Origin of the sequence: Kosakonia sp. ML.JS2a, from assembly GCF_025642095.1 — a bacterium.
Lineage (GTDB): Bacteria > Pseudomonadota > Gammaproteobacteria > Enterobacterales > Enterobacteriaceae.
In genome coordinates this window covers 285,402-302,513 of the sequence record NZ_CP106754.1, presented here as the reverse complement: position 1 = coordinate 302,513, position 17,112 = coordinate 285,402, and the positions used below count along the sequence as shown (strand labels likewise).

Genomic DNA, 17,112 nt, shown 5'->3' with positions numbered 1-17,112 from the left:
CCTTACGCCCCCAGCTGTAAACCCGTTCTGATAGACGCCCAGAATGCATCGGCATCGGCATCAAAAGGCGCAGTACGGCTGAGCGTCAGCACCAGCAGATGGTCTTCTACGCGGGTGATCGCGAGCTTTTCATACACCATCGTGCTCTGGTTTAAGAAACGCAGCGCCACCTCGCGAGCAGGCTGACCGGCGATGGTGCTGTCTTCCACTTCGCCCATCGTCACCTTTTTCATGCTGCGCTGCACTTTCGCCAGTTGCTGCTTAATAAAGGTTTCTTCTGCGCCAGGCTGAATATCCCATGCCCTTGTTATCGCCAGCGTTGCGTCATACTCTGTGAACTTCAATAAGTTGATACTGCGATCCTGGTACGCTCCCGGCAGGTTAAGCTCACCTTCGGACAGTGCAAACTGCGTTGTCGTCATTATTTATCCGTCCCTTGATTAAATGCTTGTTTCACGGCAGCCTGGATTTCTGCCGGCGTGGGCGACGCCTGGGTCGCGGGTTTGGCTTCAGAGAGATTCAGATCCAGCAGACCGCCGGTGTTAATCACGCCATGCCCGCCCGCTTCGATAAGAAAGTCATTGCACTTGAGTTCCACCGTGCCGTTGGCGTTCAGCGTGAGCGACGAATAGCCGCTGACCAACGTGATGCTGGTGTCCGAGGCCTGGAGCAAGCCCCCCTGGACTTTCTGTGTCAACCCGCCACCGACCAACTCCCCGTGTGCAAACTGCGTCGCCTGGGTGTGCGATCCCGCCACCGAACCGGTGTAATCCTGCGCGACGCTGACAGTTTGCGAGCCGCCAATGCTGTGGGTCTCATCGTTTTTGACATGGGTATCCAGGTTGCGTTCGGCCTGGATCCACACCTGCTCTTCACCCGCTTTATCTTCAAAACGCAGGGCGTTGGCGTTATCAACGGAGCCATCTTTCGAACGGCTGAGGAAGCCCATCTGCGTGGCGGCGGCCGGTAATGCCCACGGCGGCATACTGGCTTCGTTATAAACGCGCCCGGTGATAATGGGCCTGTCCGGATCGCCGTTGATAAAGTCGATCACCACTTCATCGCCCACGCGCGGCACCTGCACCCCACCGAAGCCCTGACCGGCCCATGCGCTGGAGACGCGCACCCAGCAGGAGCTGGTGTCATCACCTTTTGCCAGCCTGTCCCAGTGGAACTTCACTTTTACCCGACCATAGCGGTCAGTCCAGATGCTCTCGCCCTGCGGCCCCACCACTTTTGCCGTCTGCGGGCCATAGGTGCGCGGCCATGCGGTTTGCTGCGCCGGGCGGAAAACGACCGAAGAGGGGATCACGCCAAAATCAATGCGGTGGATGGTTTCGCTGTCCGCGCCGCTGGCGTAACGGTTCTCTTCGAAGTTGTACCAGGCGGCGGTGACCAGGTACTCGCCGTTATCGTTAAAAAACGCGGCATTGGTCAACTGGAATGTACTGCCCGGCGCAATACCGATAGCCGTAGCGGTGCCTTCGATCTGCTGGTGCTCAACCTGCCAACGCTCCTGGCGAATACGGGCGTAAAACTCACCATGACCGTGTTCAACAAAACGGCCAGGCCAGTCATAGACATCAATGGCGCCAGGGGACGGCGAATTGGGGTTTTGCCGCGCCTGGAAAAGCCAGGCGTTCGGCTTGCGGAAATCGTAATCGTCCAGGCTGTACAGTCCCGGCGTGACGCTGTCTTCCAACGCCCACTGGCTGATGCCCTCTTCGTCGGTGCTGCCGCCGGACGGCGTCTGATGGTAAGGAATGGATTCGTAACCGCTGAACGGTTGATGCTGGGTCGCTGCATCCGTCAACACCAGCGTATGTTTGTCCGCCTCGTGGCGGAAGTGATAGGTAATCCCTTCCAGCTCCATCAGGCGGCTGATGAAATCAAAGCTGCTCTCCTGGTACTGCACGCAGTATTCCCAGCTGCGGTAGCTGCCGCTCAGCTTGTCTTCAATATTGACCTGATACTCGCCAAGCAACGTTTTCACGATCTGCGGTACCGTTTGTTCCTGGAAGATGCGCAGGTTGCGGTCGCGCTTCATCGGCCAGAGATCCGGCTCAACAGTAAGCTGATAAACCGCATAGCGCGTACCGCTTAGTTCAACGGCGCTCACCGCCACGCGGGTAATTTTGCCATTAAGATAGCGGGAGCCAGTCAGCCCCTGCGTGGGAATGGTGACGGTAACCGGTTTGCCGAGCAGTGTGCTGCGGTCCATTCGCGCGTCAGTGCCAAGCAGTTGCAGGTTAAAAGCAAATGACTCGGATAACGCTTCCCGACCAGAAAGTTTCCAAAAAAGCAGTCCTTCGACAGGTAACTGAACAGCAATACGATTACTCATAAATCGAATCCTGACATAAAGACGGATGCCGCTCCGGGCTCCGTTCTTGAGTTTAATGTTGCGATATCCGGGTAAAGCTACCGCACGAAATCCGTAAATCAAAAGATCATTATTGTCTGTTTTCTCCACCAAATAAATGCCAGGAATAATCCTAATCCAGGGTGACGGAACTGAAAAAAATTCACGTTTTTAGTGGGTTAAGCACAATGAACAGTCAAAAACATCAACATAAGGGAAATTTTAACTATAAAAAATGAGGGTTTTGGATAAGGTCAGTGAGATGCCAAAACCCCGGCTCTGCGCCCTGACGCATTGTTTCGCGAGTATTATCGCAATTTCATCGCAAATATTAGACGGCACGGCGGAAAGGCAGTATAAGTTTTTTATACGTTTTCGCATTTATTATTATCCTGGCTATATGCACGCTCTTTTTATATATCCATCGCATAAGCCCTACTGATAGTTAATAACCATTTAATTACGTTTAAGCGAAATTAACTTGGTCATTTATGGAGGGAATCATGGAAAGTTATAACCAGTTTGGGCAAAGAATTGGCCCGGAATTGCCCGAATGGACAACCCGGGAAATGCCGGAAAAAGTCAGCCTTCACGGGCTTTACTGCAACGTCATACCCTTAGCCATCGACCATGCTGAAGACTTGTTTCCTGAGTGGCACAGCATCGAAGATGAACGGGACTGGACCTACCTCGAAGGAGACAGACCAAAAGATAAAGCCGCCTGTTATGCCTGGTTAAGAGAGTTAATTGCACATAAAGAAAGATATTATTTTTCGGTACAGGATAAAATTGACGATCAAGTAAAAGGTATTTTTTATATCGGGAAAGTGGATCCGGACAACGGCTCTTTCGATATATCCGAAATTAACTGGACACCGTTAATGAAACGCACGCGTTTCAGCACCGAATCGCTTTATCTTATCCTTGCTTACTTTTTCGATAAACTGAAGTACCGCAGATGCGAATGGCGCACCAGTATCTATAACACTGAGGGTACCCGCTCGGCGGAAAGGATCGGCTTTGTCAAAGAAGGCGTATTGCGGGATAAAAAAGTCCGCAAAGGGCATTCGACAGATATCGTCGTTTTTTCCATCACCCGGAAAGAGTGGCCGGGGATCTCTTCAATGATCACCGCCTGGTTGCGGGAAGAGAACTTTGACGGTCTCGGCCACCAGTTGCAGAAATTAAGCTCCTTGCGTCGCTATTAATCGTCATCGCCGCCATGCGTTGAGTCAGGTCCACCATCAACGCATGGCATATTTATGGCTATTGTCGTCGTTGCTGCGTGCGGAAATCGTCCATAAATTGCGTCAGTGTCTCTACCGCTTCCAGCGTTAACCCGTTGTAAATTGACGCGCGGACCCCGCCCAGTGCGCGATGCCCACCGAGACCAGAAAAACCGGCCTCAGCGGCCTGATCAAGGAACGCCGTTTCCAACGCTTTGGTCGGCAACGTGAAAGCCACGTTCATGTCTGAACGGAAAGCCGTATCGCCCCAGTTGCGATAAAAATCGTCGCTGCCATCAATCATGCGGTAAAGCAGTTGTGATTTTTGCCGGTTAATCTGCGCCATATTCTCCAGCCCCCCGATATCGCGCAGCAGCCAGCGCGTGACCAGCAGTACCACATAGATAGCAAAAACCGGCGGCGTATTGAGGTTAGAGTGCGTCTCAACCTGGCGACGATAATCCAGAAATGCTGGCAGGTTGCGCGGCGCGTTCTGCACCACTTCATCGCGGATAAGCACAATAGTGACCCCGGCGGGGCCGATATTCTTCTGGGCGTGGGCGTAGATCAACGAGAATTTCCCGGCATCGCAAGGTCTGGATAAAAAATCCGACGACATGTCGCACACGCGCGGTACGTCATCGCGCCCCGGAATACGATCAAACTGCAAACCTTCCACCGTCTCATTCGAAACATAGTGGATGTAGGGCGCATGCGGTGAGAAGTCTAACTCCTCTTCGGTCGGCAGGCAGCGGTAACCTGCTTTCTCACCGCTCCAGATCACGCGCACCGGCCCTTCACGCATCGCTTCGGTGATGACTTTACGGCTCCAGTAACCGGTATCAAAATACTCCGCCGGGTGTTTTTTCCCGCGCAGCATCGTCATCGGCACCATGGAGAACTGCTGCGTAGCGCCACCCTGCAGAAACAGAACGTGGTAATCCGCAGGTAAGCCAAGCAAGGTACGGATGTTGTTTTCGGTTTCCCGCACCACGTTCTCAAACCACGCTGAACGATGGCTGATGCCAAGAATGGATAATCCCACCTCCGGGACATTGATGATGGCCTGCTGCACCTGGTTTAAAACGACGTCCGGAAGCGCACCCGGCCCGCCCGAAAAATTGAGTGTGTTTTTTGGATTTGTAGACATTTTTATCCCTGCGTCACTTAGAGTGGTTTTACGCGCTTTTACCCGCACGCTGTAACAACATTTCCCGCATCGCCTGCTTCACTTTGTGCATGTGAACCTGCTTATTGGGGAACATGATTTCATCGTCCATCGCATGAACGACCATTGCCGGGTCGATTTCAAAAACCAGCAACCTGCCATCCCGGGTTTCGGCGCAATCGATGCCGATATATTCAAGGCCCGTGCGTCGGGAGATCGCGGCCAGCGCGTCATGATGTCGTGCGGCGAACTCAGGGAACGTATTGAGGAAATGCGCTTCCTGCGCACGTTTGCCAGCGTCTTCGTACATGCCGGCGTTGACATAGTGGATCATCCAGTGTGCGGAGACGCCCATATGGCAGGCAAAGGGTTTGCCGTCGATCAGTACCAACCGCATTTTGCGAAACAAACCGTCTTCGCCGCGATAATCCACAAAGCGCGAGAGGAAGAATTCCGACGCGGTGCTTTGCGTCAGGTAAACCGCCAGATCCGCGGTGCTATCTATTTTTTGCAGCCCGTGGCCACCGTGACTGCCCACCGGGCGCACAATCACCGGAAAGTCGCGCTCGTCGCAAATATCCGCCAGCGTTTTCTGCCCGCTGGCCACCACCAGTAATGCGTCGCGCGGGGTATGCAGTGCAGGGCAAATCACCAGACCTGGCACGTTTTGTAACAGCAGACTGGCGTTATGGCGCTCGGAAGTCGGAACATGTTTAGGTGGATTGAGCACCGGTTTTGGCCAGCCGCGCAGCGCATATTCCAGACGCAGCAGCACGCTCTCCTGCTCATCACTCGCGCCAATCGCCACCATCACCACATCATGTGCAGGAACAGGCTCGGTTAACGGGTTGTCGTGTTCGGGATCGACATAGTAGTAAATAAGCTCGATGTCGCTCTCTTCCAGCAGGCAATCGAGGGGGATATTGGCAGACAGATTCCCCGGCACCATCAACATCAACAACCGCAGCGTTGGCGGCTGCCGGGAAGGCCAGTGATAAACGCGTTGCATCGCCAGCGCCTGCTGCTGAATTTGCAGCCCTAAGGCCTCGTGCTTCAGGCTCATCATGGCGGTGGCGAGGTTCATCCACAGAACGGCGTCGTTGGGAGCATTTTCCGCCTGCGCGATCATGTCCTGCGTCTCTGCGGTGAAATCAATGCCGGCGATACTCATGCGCAAAAAAGGCGCCATCCCAAGAAATGACGCAGACGAAACATCTGCTTCGTGCGTGATTGACATAGTTATTCTTCCTGTTTGTGCTGCGCATATAACTTATGATGCGACAAATCACTAACAGGCAATGAGGGGAATAACGGCATTAATTATCAGGATAACAAAACGTAACTTACTGAAATTAATAGAGATGTTAACAAAGAGGCGTCAGCAGGCAGCTCACGCGCACAAGGAGTATGAGCGCAAAATATAGAGAAATTATGGAGGAACATTCCGCAGCGAAAAAAACGGGGAATAGCCATGCCGATGAAAATCACGCTACGCTCTGAGAACGCCATACGCGGGACAGTTAGCGGATAAAGGGTCAATAGAGATGAAAGTGGTGCTTGTACGACACGCAGAAACAGAATGGAACCAACGCGGCATTATTCAGGGGCACAGGGATAGTCCACTGACGGCGCGTGGCGCGCTGGAAACATCGGCACTACTGGCAGCGTTAACTGATTATCCCATCGCGTGTGTCTATGCATCCCCCCTGGGCCGTGCATGGCAGATGGGACAAGCACTGGCGGGACATTTTCACTGCCCACTGGTGGCGAACACTGCGTTGAAAGAGCAGGCATTCGGTCGTTACGAAGGGATGCCATCAGCGCAATTGCACGACCAACATCCCTATGAGGCAGCGGCGTTATTTGCACAAGACGCCGCGTTTTGCCCGCCCGGCGGCGAGTCTCTGGCGCAGGCTTCTCAACGAATTATCGATTTTTTACAGCAGCAACAAAAGACGGCAGCGCACCAGACATTCTGTATTGTCACGCACGGGCAGGTCAGCCAGGGCGTTCTTGCTCTACTTAAGGAAGGGAAAATCGATAATTTCTCCCGTTATGCTCAGCCAAACGCGAGCTATTCCGTGATCGACATGATGGAAGGTAAATATATTACGCTCCGCTGGGGGATCGCCACGCATTTACGTCATCTTGCCGTCCATAAATAAGTAAATGTATTTCCTCGCAAACCATCCCGCAGAAAACACTTTGAGATTTTCCTGATGAAGGCCAAACCCGTTACAACGCGTAAAATATGTAACGGGGTATGAGCTGATGTATCAGATCGCTTTTTTATCAACAGTATTCTTACAATTTTATGCTGAGGATTGTCCGAATGGAGAACACCGTCCCGGACGTAAGCGATATATCCACAGAGACCGTTATTCACCTGAAATGTTTGCCGCTAAGCGATTCAAACATGCCTTTTCAGGAACGTTATATCTGCCAGAACGATGCCAATAAATACGCCGTCGCGGTCATGGCGCGACGTCATTATTTGCTGAGAAGACCCTATTAATGGGCAACCAGAACGGCAGTGATGCGCAGATCCCCCTTACCTAAGGGGATGTATTTCTTTTATGGCCACGCTTCGCAGGCTTTCGAGCCTGTTATCCAGAGAAAACACACATTAACAGCCTCTATTCGCGCGGCATATCTGCCTGAATACGGGGAAATAAAACAATAAAAACGCAGGCGTGATGAGGTACTCCATCGCGTCATTTGGAATGGTGTAATACAACATGAGGTGCCCTTGATGAAAGGCGAAACCATTGAACAACATGTGAGAGATCATCTCAAATCACTGAAACGAACAATGACCAACCTGCATAAGAAATGGAAATATCGAAATAGTTTTAGTTCGGAAGTAAGTTGGATCTCATTGGGCGAAAATTGTCTTCCTGACGATATTCTCCGGCGACATAACAGAAAATCATTCAGCTCTGTTTTTTCCTCCGGACGTTCAAATATAGAATATATTATTCAGATGGAAAAAGATAATTACCGGAATCTGCTGAAGAAAGAATATCTGCAACATTTTCCGGATGGTCAGCATTCTGTTGTGCGCTCGACGTTTTACAAAAATTGTGCAGGCCAATACAGCGAAAGGCATATGCTGGGTTTTGAATTCACGCATCATGACCCGCTCAGAATTAAAGAAGATAACCGCGCTTTCCAACGACGAATCAGCCGTCAATTACAATACCGGGGAAATAAAAACTTTGTTTTTCTTTATCATCACCGAATGACAGAGAACTCAGATCTTGCCCTTTTACGGGCGCATTTAAATGAATTCCTTACCTTCTACAATACGCCAGGCCGCGACTGTAAAATGGTGCTTTTTTATCAACATATCATCGCGGAGAACGAGACCAAGCGTATCGATTTCACGCCGCACGACACAGGGTTACTCGAATTTACCTGTCATACCCATGAGATATGGGGAGGTGATGATCTGGAAACGTTCTGGGCGAAAAAAGATGATGGCCTGTTCGCAGAAATGTTCGACACGGTTGATAAATACAATCTGAGTGCGGATAAACCTTACCCTGGCAGGCCCCTGGTCCCGGCAGGCACAGTATAAGTCGCCTGCACTGTCGCCTGGCTCTTCTCTGAGAGTTTCTAACACGCTCAGAGAAGAGCATACTTTTTATTCTTCCACCGCCGCCAGCGCCTGTGCACATGCTGCTGCGCTGGACCACGCCCACTGGAAGTTATAGCCCCCCAGCCAGCCGGTGACGTCCATCACTTCGCCAATAAAATAGAGACCCGGTACATTGCGGGCTTCCATGGTGCGTGACGACAATTCGTTGGTGTCTACCCCGCCGAGCGTCACTTCCGCCGTGCGGTAACCTTCGGTGCCGTTTGGCTGTACGCGCCAGCCGGTAAGCGTATCGACCAGCGTTGCCTGCTCGCGGGCATTAAGCTGCTTTAAGGTCACATCCGGGATTTGCCCAAGCTGTTGCAGGCACTCCACCAACCGTTTCGGCAACTGCATGGCAAGGGTATTTTTCAGGCTTTGATTCGGGTGCGCATCACGTTGCTGATCGAGGAAGCTTGCCAGATCGCACTCCGGCAGCAGATTAATGCTGACGAACTCACCCGGCTGCCAGTAGCTGGAAATTTGCAGGATCGCCGGGCCCGACAGGCCGCGGTGCGTAAACAGCAGGTTTTCGCGAAAAACCGTCCCGTCTTCGGCGGTGATCACGGATGGCACCGATACGCCGGAGAGCGTCTGCATCTGCTCAAGGAGCGGTTTGTGCAGGGTAAACGGCACCAGACCCGCTCGGGTGGGTAACACCGTTAAACCGAACTGTTCGGCGATTTTATAACCAAACGGTGACGCACCCAGTCCCGGCATCGACAAACCACCGGACGCGATCACCAGTTTCGCCGCCTGCACGCTTGCGCCATTCAGTTGCAGCGTATAGCCATTATCGTTGCGCTCCACGCTTAGCACTTCGCTGCGCAGGCGCTGCGTGACGTTGCCTTTCTCACACTCAGCGACCAGCATATCGACAATCTGCTGCGCAGAGTCGTCGCAGAACAACTGCCCGAGCGTCTTCTCATGCCAGGCAATACCGTGCTTGCCCACCAGGTCGATAAAATCCCACTGGGTATAGCGCGCCAGCGCAGATTTGCAAAAATGCGGGTTCTGGCTCAAATAGGCTGCGGGTTCCACATAAAGGTTGGTAAAGTTGCAGCGCCCGCCGCCGGACATCAGGATCTTGCGGCCCGGTTTTTTGCCGTTATCCAGTAGCAACACACGGCAGCCCGCCTGCCCTGCCAGAGCCGCACAGAACATTCCCGCCGCACCGGCGCCGATAACAATGGCATCAAACCTTTCCACACCCGTTTCCTCATTTAAAGATCGTGGCGGATTGTAAAGAGATCGTGCTGGTCGCACCAGCGCGAATACGCACAGCAAGATGATGACGTTGAAAAATATAAGATATTTTAAAGATTTAAGGGCTTTGTAAGAAATAATGTCAAAAAAAATACATATTTCACTTTGCCCGCACTGGCAATGTCCCTGATAATGCGCCGCGTTCATGACCTCAAAATGGCGTAACGGCTTATGTTACATTTGTTTGCCGGCCTGGATCTTCATACCGGGCTGTTACTCTTGCTTGCTCTGGTTTTTGTTCTGTTTTACGAAGCGATTAACGGCTTCCACGACACAGCAAACGCCGTGGCAACAGTGATTTATACACGCGCTATGCGCTCTCAGCTGGCGGTGGTGATGGCAGCGGTGTTTAACTTCTTCGGCGTTTTGCTGGGCGGGTTAAGCGTCGCGTATGCAATTGTGCATATGCTGCCAACCGATCTGCTGCTGAATGTCAGCTCTGCGCATGGCCTGGCGATGGTCTTCTCCATGCTGCTGGCCGCGATTATCTGGAACCTGGGCACCTGGTATTTCGGTCTGCCTGCTTCCAGCTCCCACACCCTGATTGGCGCGATTATCGGTATTGGGTTAACCAATGCATTGATGACCGGCACGTCAGTCGTTGATGCATTAAACATCCCGAAAGTGCTGAATATCTTCGCGTCGCTGATCGTTTCCCCGATCGTCGGCCTGGTGTTCGCCGGTGGGCTGGTGTTTATCCTGCGTCGCTACTGGAGCAGCACCAAAAAACGTGCGCGCATCCATATGACCCCGGCTGAACGTGAGAAAATCGACGGCAAAAGAAAGCCGCCGTTCTGGACGCGTATTGCGCTGATCCTCTCCGCCATTGGTGTGAGTTTCTCCCACGGCGCTAACGACGGTCAGAAAGGCATTGGCCTGATTATGCTGGTGCTGATTGGCGTCGCCCCTGCGGGTTTTGTGGTGAATATGAACGCATCCGGTTATGACATCACCCGTACCCGTGATGCGGTCAACAACGTGGAAACGTACTTCCAGCAACACCCGGCGCTGCTGCAAAAAGCGACAGGTGTGGATCCGTTGATCCCAACGCCGGAAGAGGTGACCACGCAGCCAGGCGAGTTCCATTGCCATCCAGGTCGCGCCATTATCGCACTGGACCGTGCGAAGTCGATGCTGACGAATGTTGAAAGCTACGACAAACTGCCGGTTGAACAGCGCAGCCAGCTGCGTCGCATTATGCTCTGCCTCTCCGATATTACGGATAAAGTGGCGAAGCAGCCGGAAGTCAGCGTTGACGATCAGCGCCTGCTGAAGAAACTGAAAAACGACATGCTGAGCACCATTGAATACGCGCCAATCTGGATCATTATGGCGGTAGCGCTGGCGCTGGGTCTGGGCACCATGATTGGCTGGCGTCGTGTGGCAACGACGATCGGTGAAAAAATCGGGAAAAAAGGCATGACCTACGCCCAGGGGATGTCCGCGCAGATGACGGCAGCGGTCTCCATCGGTCTGGCGAGTTATACCGGGATGCCGGTCTCCACCACGCATGTGCTGTCATCGTCCGTCGCCGGGACAATGATTGTCGACGGCGGCGGTCTGCAACGCAAAACCGTTACCAGTATTCTGATGGCCTGGGTCTTTACCCTCCCGGCATCAATTATTCTGTCCGGCGGGTTGTACTGGCTTGCGCTGCATCTGATTTAACAGATTGCGCGCAGGACAAAACGGGTCAGGAAACTGGCCCGTTTTTTTATGGCTCAAGAATGGCAATGCCGCGGTCGCTTATCGGGCTTCTGCAACCCGGATAAGGCATAGCCGCCAGCCAGCACGGCCTTCAGTGCCAAATCATCAGCGCAATCAAACTCACCACCACCAGCCCGCATAACGAACTGGTCAGGATGAACTGACGGCGCACGCGTTCGCAGCGGCGAATAAACTCTTCGTCATGATGATCGCGGTAACGCTGAGCGTAGATGTACCACACCAACCGCATCTGCTTGCCCGGCTGACCGTGCGAAGTGAAAAAGCCTCCGCCGTCCACATATTGATAGAGTAAGGGGTCACAACCTCGAAGTACCACTAACAGTGCGCGCAACGATGAGTAATAACGCACCATGTTAACCACACACACGACACACAAGGCCCAAAACAGCGCAACAGTGCTGATCACCATATCCCCTCCCCGGCGATTCGCCCACGAAGACCCGCTTCGCAACGACCGCTCCTGGATACTCAACCAAGTCAGACAATGAAGAGTGTTACCAACGCCGAACGGGGCGACAGCACAGGCGGTGTCCCGCAATTGACCGCGCATCCATGTTGGGACAACTGTGGGACACCGTCTGTTTTCCGTACGGTTTATTAATAGTGTAGGAGAAAGGATTCTTTTTTTGCCACAAGGTTATCATCATCAATGCATATGGTTGTAAATATGGCTTAAGTGAATCGTGATCCAGGTTAATTGACGGTGCCGTAAGAGAGTTATAAGGTAGAAATATCTTCTACAATGAGATCCTTAAGGCCGGGCGCTACCCGCTTATGTGATACGCAGGACGCGGGCGCAGTGCACACACATCAGGGCTTTGTCCCGATGGTCATCGACAACTTATGGAAGGAGTAACACTATGGCTTACAAACACATCCTCATCGCAGTTGATCTCTCCCCTGAAAGCAAATTGCTGGTTGAGAAAGCAGTGTCCATGGCGCGTCCTTACAACGCGAAGGTTTCCCTGATTCATGTCGATGTAAATTACTCCGATCTGTATACAGGCCTGATCGACGTTAACCTCGGCGATATGCAAAAACGCATCTCCGACGAAACGCATCAGGCGCTGACCGATCTCTCCACCAATGCAGGCTATCCGATTACCGAAACCCTGAGCGGCAGCGGTGACCTCGGGCAGGTGCTGGTAGACGCGATCAAAAAATACGATATGGACCTGGTGGTCTGTGGTCATCATCAGGACTTCTGGAGCAAGCTGATGTCTTCCGCGCGTCAGCTGATCAACACCGTTCACGTGGATATGCTGATTGTCCCGCTGCGGGACGAAGAAGAGGATTAATGCCTTGCTAACGCACTGTCGTTAGAGCGAATACCGCCCGGCCCGCGCAATGCGGCCGGGCTTTTTTATTCCCCGGAACCGGGGTAGATGTCAAAGCGATGACTTTTGGTCACCACCGCCGATTGCGTCGCGATACCCGCCAGCGGCGGCGCGTAATCCGGGCGTTTCACCACCACCCGCTTAACGGCAAGCTGACGCGCGGGTTCCAGCAAACCGTCGGCATCCAGATCCGGGCCAACCAGTGACTGAAACACGCGCATCTCTTTCTTCACCAGCGCGCTTTTTTGCTTATGCGGGAACATCGGATCGAGATAGACCACCTGCGGGCGTGGAGTGATGTCTGCAAGCCCCGTCAGGCTGGAAGCGTGGATCAGTTGCAAACGCTCGCGCAGCCATGGGCCGATTTCCGCATCCGCATAGCCGCGATTGAGGCCATCTTCCAGTAATGCCGCCACCACCGGGTTTCGCTCCAGCATGCGCACACGACAGCCGACAGACGCCAGGACAAAGGCATCCCGGCCCAGTCCGGCGGTGGCATCCACCACCTCCGGCAAATAACTGCCTTTGATACCCACCGCTTTGGCAACCGCTTCACCGCGACCGCCGCCGAACTTACGCCGGTGCGCCATACCGCCGCCAACAAAATCGACAAAAATACCGCCAAGCTTAGGCTCATCGCGCTTACGCAGTTCCAGATGCTCAGGCGTCAGCACCAGCGCCATCAGGTTGTCATCGTCCTGTTCCAGCCCGAAGCGGGCCGCAAGAACAGATAAGGCGCCGTCTCCGGCGCCTGTTTCATCCAGCAAACAGATTTTCAATGCATTAGCCTTCGATACCGTAATGCTCAAGCATCGCGTCGATCTGCGGCTCACGACCGCGGAAGCGTTTGAACAGATCCATTGGCTCTTCCGAACCGCCACGGGTAAGAATGTTATCCAGGAAGGATTGCCCGGTTTCGCGGTTGAAAATCCCCTCTTCTTCGAAGCGGGAATACGCATCCGCCGCCAGCACATCGGCCCACAGATAGCTGTAGTAACCCGCCGCATAACCCCCGGCGAAAATGTGGCTGAAGGCATGCGGGAAACGGCCCCACGACGGCCCCGGCACCACAGCAACCTGGCGTTTGATTTCCGCCAGCGTTTCAAGGATTTTCGCCCCTTGTTCCGGGCTGAACTCCGCATGCAGGCGGAAGTCGAACAGACCAAACTCAAGCTGACGCAGAATAAACATCGCCGCCTGGTAGTTTTTCGCCGCCAGCATTTTATCCAGCAATTCCTGCGGTAACGGTTCACCGGTTTCATAATGACCGGAGATAAACGCCAGCGCTTCCGGCTCCCAGCACCAGTTTTCCATAAACTGGCTCGGTAATTCGACCGCATCCCACGGCACGCCGCTGATGCCAGCCACACCGGCGGTTTCAATGCGCGTCAGCATATGGTGCAAACCGTGCCCAAACTCATGGAACAACGTGATCACTTCATCATGGGTGAACAGTGCAGGTTTGCCGTTAACCGGGCGGTTAAAGTTACAGGTGAGATAGGCCACCGGCTTTTGCAGTGAGCCGTCGGCTCTGCGCAGCTGACCCACACAGTCATCCATCCACGCGCCGCCGCGTTTGTGTTCACGGGCATATAGATCGAGATAGAAGCTGCCGCGCAGTTCATTGCTGTCGTCATACAGCTCAAAGAAGCGCACATCCGGATGCCAGACATCGATATCTTTACGCTCTTTCGCGGTGATGCCGTAAATGCGTTTCACCACTTCAAACAGGCCATTAACCGCGCGTTCTTCCGGGAAGTACGGGCGCAATTGCTCATCGCTGATGCTGTAGAGGTGTTGTTTCTGTTTTTCGCTGTAGTAGCCAATGTCCCACGGTTGCAGTTCATCGACGCCGAATTCCGCTTTGGCGAACGCGCGCAGTTGCGCCAGCTCTTTTTCCCCCTGCGGACGGGCGCGCTTGGCGAGATCGGTTAAGAACTCCAGCACCTGCGCCGGGTTTTCCGCCATTTTGGTGGCCAGCGATTTAAAGGCATAACTTTCAAAGCCCAGCAGTTGCGCCAGTTCATGACGCAGTGCGAGGATCTCCGCCATGACCGGGCTGTTATCCCACTTACCGGCGTTCGGCCCCTGGTCAGAAGCGCGGGTGCTGTAAGCGCGGTACATCTCTTCACGCAGCGCGCTGTTGTCGCAGTAAGTCATCACCGGCAAATAGCTCGGAATATCCAGCGTCAGCAACCAGCCCTGCTGCTCTTTGGCTTCCGCCTGCGCTTTCGCCGCCGCTAATGCGCTTTCCGGCATGCCCGCCAGCTCAGCTTCATCAGTGACCAGTTTGCTCCAGCCCATGGTGGCGTCCAGCACGTTGTTGCTGTAGATGTTGCCCAGTTCAGACAAGCGCGCCGCGATTTCGCCATAACGCTGCTGTTTCTCTTTCGGCAGACCGATGCCCGATAAGGTAAAGTCGCGCAGCGCGTTATCCACGGCCTTTTTCTCTGCGGTGCTCAGGCCCGCGTAATTCTCGCCATCGCGCAGATCGCGATACGCGTTATACAACCCTTCGTGCTGCCCGACCCAGGTGCTGTATTCAGACAGCAGCGGCAGCGTCTGCTCATAGGCTTCACGCAGCTCCGGGCTGTTTTTCACCGAATTCAGATGGCTGACCGGCGAGAAAAGACGCCCCAAGTGGTCGTCCACTTCCGCCAGCGGCTGGCAGAGGTTATCCCAGTTGTAGGGCGCGCCCTGCGCGACAACGCTTTCTACCGCAGCCCGGCACTCTTCCAGCGCCTTCGTGACGGCGGGAACAACATGTTCAGGGAGGATTTGGGAAAAGGGCGGTAATACGAAAGGCGTCAATAATGGATTGGTCATATGCGCAGTCCTTGGAATGAGGTAGTTGTTTAGCATGGGGTTAAGTGTAGGAGATTTCAATGCCAGGCGGTGCGCTTAACGGGGTATTGCTGCAATAAGCAGCAACCATCAAAACGCCCGGCGGCATTGCGCTCACCGGGCGGAATACAACATCACCCTTAACGGGTTTTATGCGCCGTGTCGTAAGCCGCCGACAAATTCAGACGCTGCCAGAAGTTCTGTTCATCGGTCGCGCCGGAAAGCGGGTAACCCGCCGGAAGCGCAGTTTTCACCATCAACGCGCGGCGCTGACTGGCAGAGAGTTTTGGCAAGGCCGCCTCCAGCAACACGTCAGCCCCCTCCGGTACGCTCACTGCCTTCGCCGCCCCTTTCTGCTGCGGCAGGTTGTAGGTCATGGTGAAGCGGTAAAAGTCACGCATTGCCGGGTCGCGATAAGGATCGTCTTTGCCTGCGGTCTGCGCGCATTGCGCCAGCGTCGTGCCGCACTCTTTTTCCAGCGCAGCGCGGAGCTGATCGCGCGCTTCGTTGAACATTGCGCGGTACTGCGCATCGTTGAGGTAATGAGCAACATTACGCTCGGCCACCATCCGCGAGCCGATAACATCCAGCGGATAGTGCACGCCCAGTACCACACGGGAATAACCGTAACGCGCACCGCGCGCCAGCAGCGCGTCAAAACGTTCCGGGATCATCTCCGCCATCAGCAAGGCATCGGTATAGCCGGTGTTGGTATGGCCGCTCGGAAAAGAGCCGCCGTCTGCGGTGTAGGGTTTGTTATCTTTGACCACCACGTCGTCCGGCACCAGGTGGATGCTGTTTCCTGGTATCAAAAACGGGCGCTTGTAATCGAAATGTTTTTTCGCCGCGCCAGTACTGACTTCGCTGGCTTTAATCAGCGCCGCAGCTTTGCCTAACTCACCTTTGTCGTAAGCTGCAAGAAAGGCTTTCCCCAGCTTCGGCCCCAGCGCATCGGCCAGAAAATAGAGGTAACTAATGCCTTCGGCATCCGCCAGCGCCTGGCGACGCAGACCGCGCGTGGCATCGCGGTTGATGGCTTCAACGGTTTGCAGGCTGGCATCCAGCACCGGTTTCGGCAGCGCGCTAAACCCCGACAGCAGTTCAATGCCCGCCTGCTGGTTCTCTTTGGTGCGGAAGTCATAACCCCGCGCTTTCAGCCACGCGCTATCGGCTTGTTTTGCCGTTTGGGCAGCGTGCTCAAGCTGTGCACGACTGAGTTGAGACGCATCGCCCTGCAATGACTGGCGCAGCGCTGCCAGCGACTGCGCTTCGAGCGCAACAAAGGGCTGGCTATCCGCTGCCGGTGTCGTGGTGTTGGCGATATCGCGCACCTGCGTCAGCGGAATATCTTTTGCCATCGCCTGATGAGCCAGCAGCAGCGCGGCAGTTAACAGCGTGAGACGGATTTTCATTTTTTATCCTTTTATTCAAACAATTACCTTGCCTGCAGCCGACGCTAGCGCCGCAATTTGACCGTTTTATGACACGGTTATGTTTTGAAACCTTTTCCGACGGCCTGAAACAAGCGCGGCGCGCCTGCGGTA

At 54.0% G+C, this 17,112-nt stretch carries 14 protein-coding genes; 5 read left to right on the top strand and 9 right to left on the bottom strand.

Annotated elements, in window-relative coordinates:
* Positions 1-2: 2 nt before the first annotated feature.
* Together N7922_RS01315 and N7922_RS01310 are read right to left on the bottom strand one after the other, a co-directional pair.
* Positions 3-422 carry a DUF1795 domain-containing protein gene (locus N7922_RS01315; RefSeq protein ID WP_263098914.1) on the bottom strand — a complete coding sequence of 140 codons (420 nt, stop codon included), beginning with the start codon at positions 420-422 and terminating at the stop codon, positions 3-5.
* Positions 422-2,344, bottom strand: coding sequence for a type VI secretion system Vgr family protein (locus N7922_RS01310; protein ID WP_263098913.1), 1,923 nt, complete (start codon positions 2,342-2,344; stop codon positions 422-424). The genes N7922_RS01315 and N7922_RS01310 overlap by 1 nt, the downstream gene beginning before the upstream one ends.
* A 521-nt stretch (positions 2,345-2,865) precedes the next feature.
* Between N7922_RS01310 and N7922_RS01305 the strand changes: the two genes are divergently transcribed.
* The gene (locus N7922_RS01305) at positions 2,866-3,570 is read left to right on the top strand and encodes a GNAT family N-acetyltransferase (protein WP_263098912.1); all 705 of its coding nucleotides are present in this window, start codon (positions 2,866-2,868) and stop codon (positions 3,568-3,570) included.
* Between the two features lie 58 nt (positions 3,571-3,628).
* On the opposite strand, the gene N7922_RS01300 is transcribed toward N7922_RS01305, so the two are convergent.
* Positions 3,629-4,738: a phosphoserine transaminase gene (locus N7922_RS01300; protein ID WP_263098911.1), complete on the bottom strand. Its 1,110-nt coding sequence runs from the start codon at positions 4,736-4,738 to the stop codon at positions 3,629-3,631.
* Between the two features lie 28 nt (positions 4,739-4,766).
* A complete protein-coding gene (locus tag N7922_RS01295; RefSeq protein WP_263098910.1) occupies positions 4,767-5,993 on the bottom strand; it encodes a RimK family alpha-L-glutamate ligase in 1,227 nt (408 codons plus the stop codon).
* Between the two features lie 307 nt (positions 5,994-6,300).
* Here N7922_RS01295 and N7922_RS01290 point away from each other — a divergent pair, with 307 nt between their 5' ends.
* Together N7922_RS01290 and N7922_RS01285 are read left to right on the top strand one after the other, a co-directional pair.
* Positions 6,301-6,921, top strand: coding sequence for a histidine phosphatase family protein (locus N7922_RS01290; RefSeq protein WP_263098909.1), 621 nt, complete (start codon positions 6,301-6,303; stop codon positions 6,919-6,921).
* A 587-nt stretch (positions 6,922-7,508) separates the two neighbouring features.
* Positions 7,509-8,336, top strand: a complete 828-nt coding sequence (locus N7922_RS01285; RefSeq protein ID WP_263098908.1) for a papain-like cysteine peptidase — start codon at positions 7,509-7,511, stop codon at positions 8,334-8,336.
* A gap of 66 nt (positions 8,337-8,402) precedes the next feature.
* Here N7922_RS01285 and N7922_RS01280 read toward each other — a convergent pair whose 3' ends face one another.
* Positions 8,403-9,602 carry an NAD(P)/FAD-dependent oxidoreductase gene (locus N7922_RS01280; protein ID WP_263098907.1) on the bottom strand — a complete coding sequence of 400 codons (1,200 nt, stop codon included), beginning with the start codon at positions 9,600-9,602 and terminating at the stop codon, positions 8,403-8,405.
* Between the two features lie 228 nt (positions 9,603-9,830).
* On the opposite strand from N7922_RS01280, the gene pitA reads away from it, so the two are divergent.
* A complete protein-coding gene (gene pitA, locus N7922_RS01275; RefSeq protein ID WP_263098906.1) occupies positions 9,831-11,327 on the top strand; it encodes an inorganic phosphate transporter PitA in 1,497 nt (498 codons plus the stop codon).
* A gap of 130 nt (positions 11,328-11,457) precedes the next feature.
* On the opposite strand, the gene uspB is transcribed toward pitA, so the two are convergent.
* Positions 11,458-11,793: a universal stress protein UspB gene (uspB, locus tag N7922_RS01270; protein ID WP_263100816.1), complete on the bottom strand. Its 336-nt coding sequence runs from the start codon at positions 11,791-11,793 to the stop codon at positions 11,458-11,460.
* 454 nt (positions 11,794-12,247) lie between these two features.
* Here uspB and uspA point away from each other — a divergent pair, with 454 nt between their 5' ends.
* Complete coding sequence (gene uspA, locus N7922_RS01265; protein WP_263098905.1) at positions 12,248-12,685, top strand: universal stress protein UspA; 438 nt, start codon at positions 12,248-12,250, stop codon at positions 12,683-12,685.
* Between the two features lie 65 nt (positions 12,686-12,750).
* On the opposite strand, the gene rsmJ is transcribed toward uspA, so the two are convergent.
* The 3 genes from rsmJ to N7922_RS01250 all read right to left on the bottom strand — a co-directional run bounded on the left by rsmJ (position 12,751) and on the right by N7922_RS01250 (position 16,980).
* Positions 12,751-13,503 carry a 16S rRNA (guanine(1516)-N(2))-methyltransferase RsmJ gene (rsmJ, locus tag N7922_RS01260; RefSeq protein ID WP_263098904.1) on the bottom strand — a complete coding sequence of 251 codons (753 nt, stop codon included), beginning with the start codon at positions 13,501-13,503 and terminating at the stop codon, positions 12,751-12,753.
* A 4-nt stretch (positions 13,504-13,507) separates the two neighbouring features.
* Positions 13,508-15,550, bottom strand: a complete 2,043-nt coding sequence (gene prlC / locus N7922_RS01255) for an oligopeptidase A (RefSeq protein WP_263098903.1) — start codon at positions 15,548-15,550, stop codon at positions 13,508-13,510.
* Between the two features lie 158 nt (positions 15,551-15,708).
* A complete protein-coding gene (locus N7922_RS01250; protein ID WP_263098902.1) occupies positions 15,709-16,980 on the bottom strand; it encodes an acid phosphatase in 1,272 nt (423 codons plus the stop codon).
* Positions 16,981-17,112: the final 132 nt, after the last annotated feature.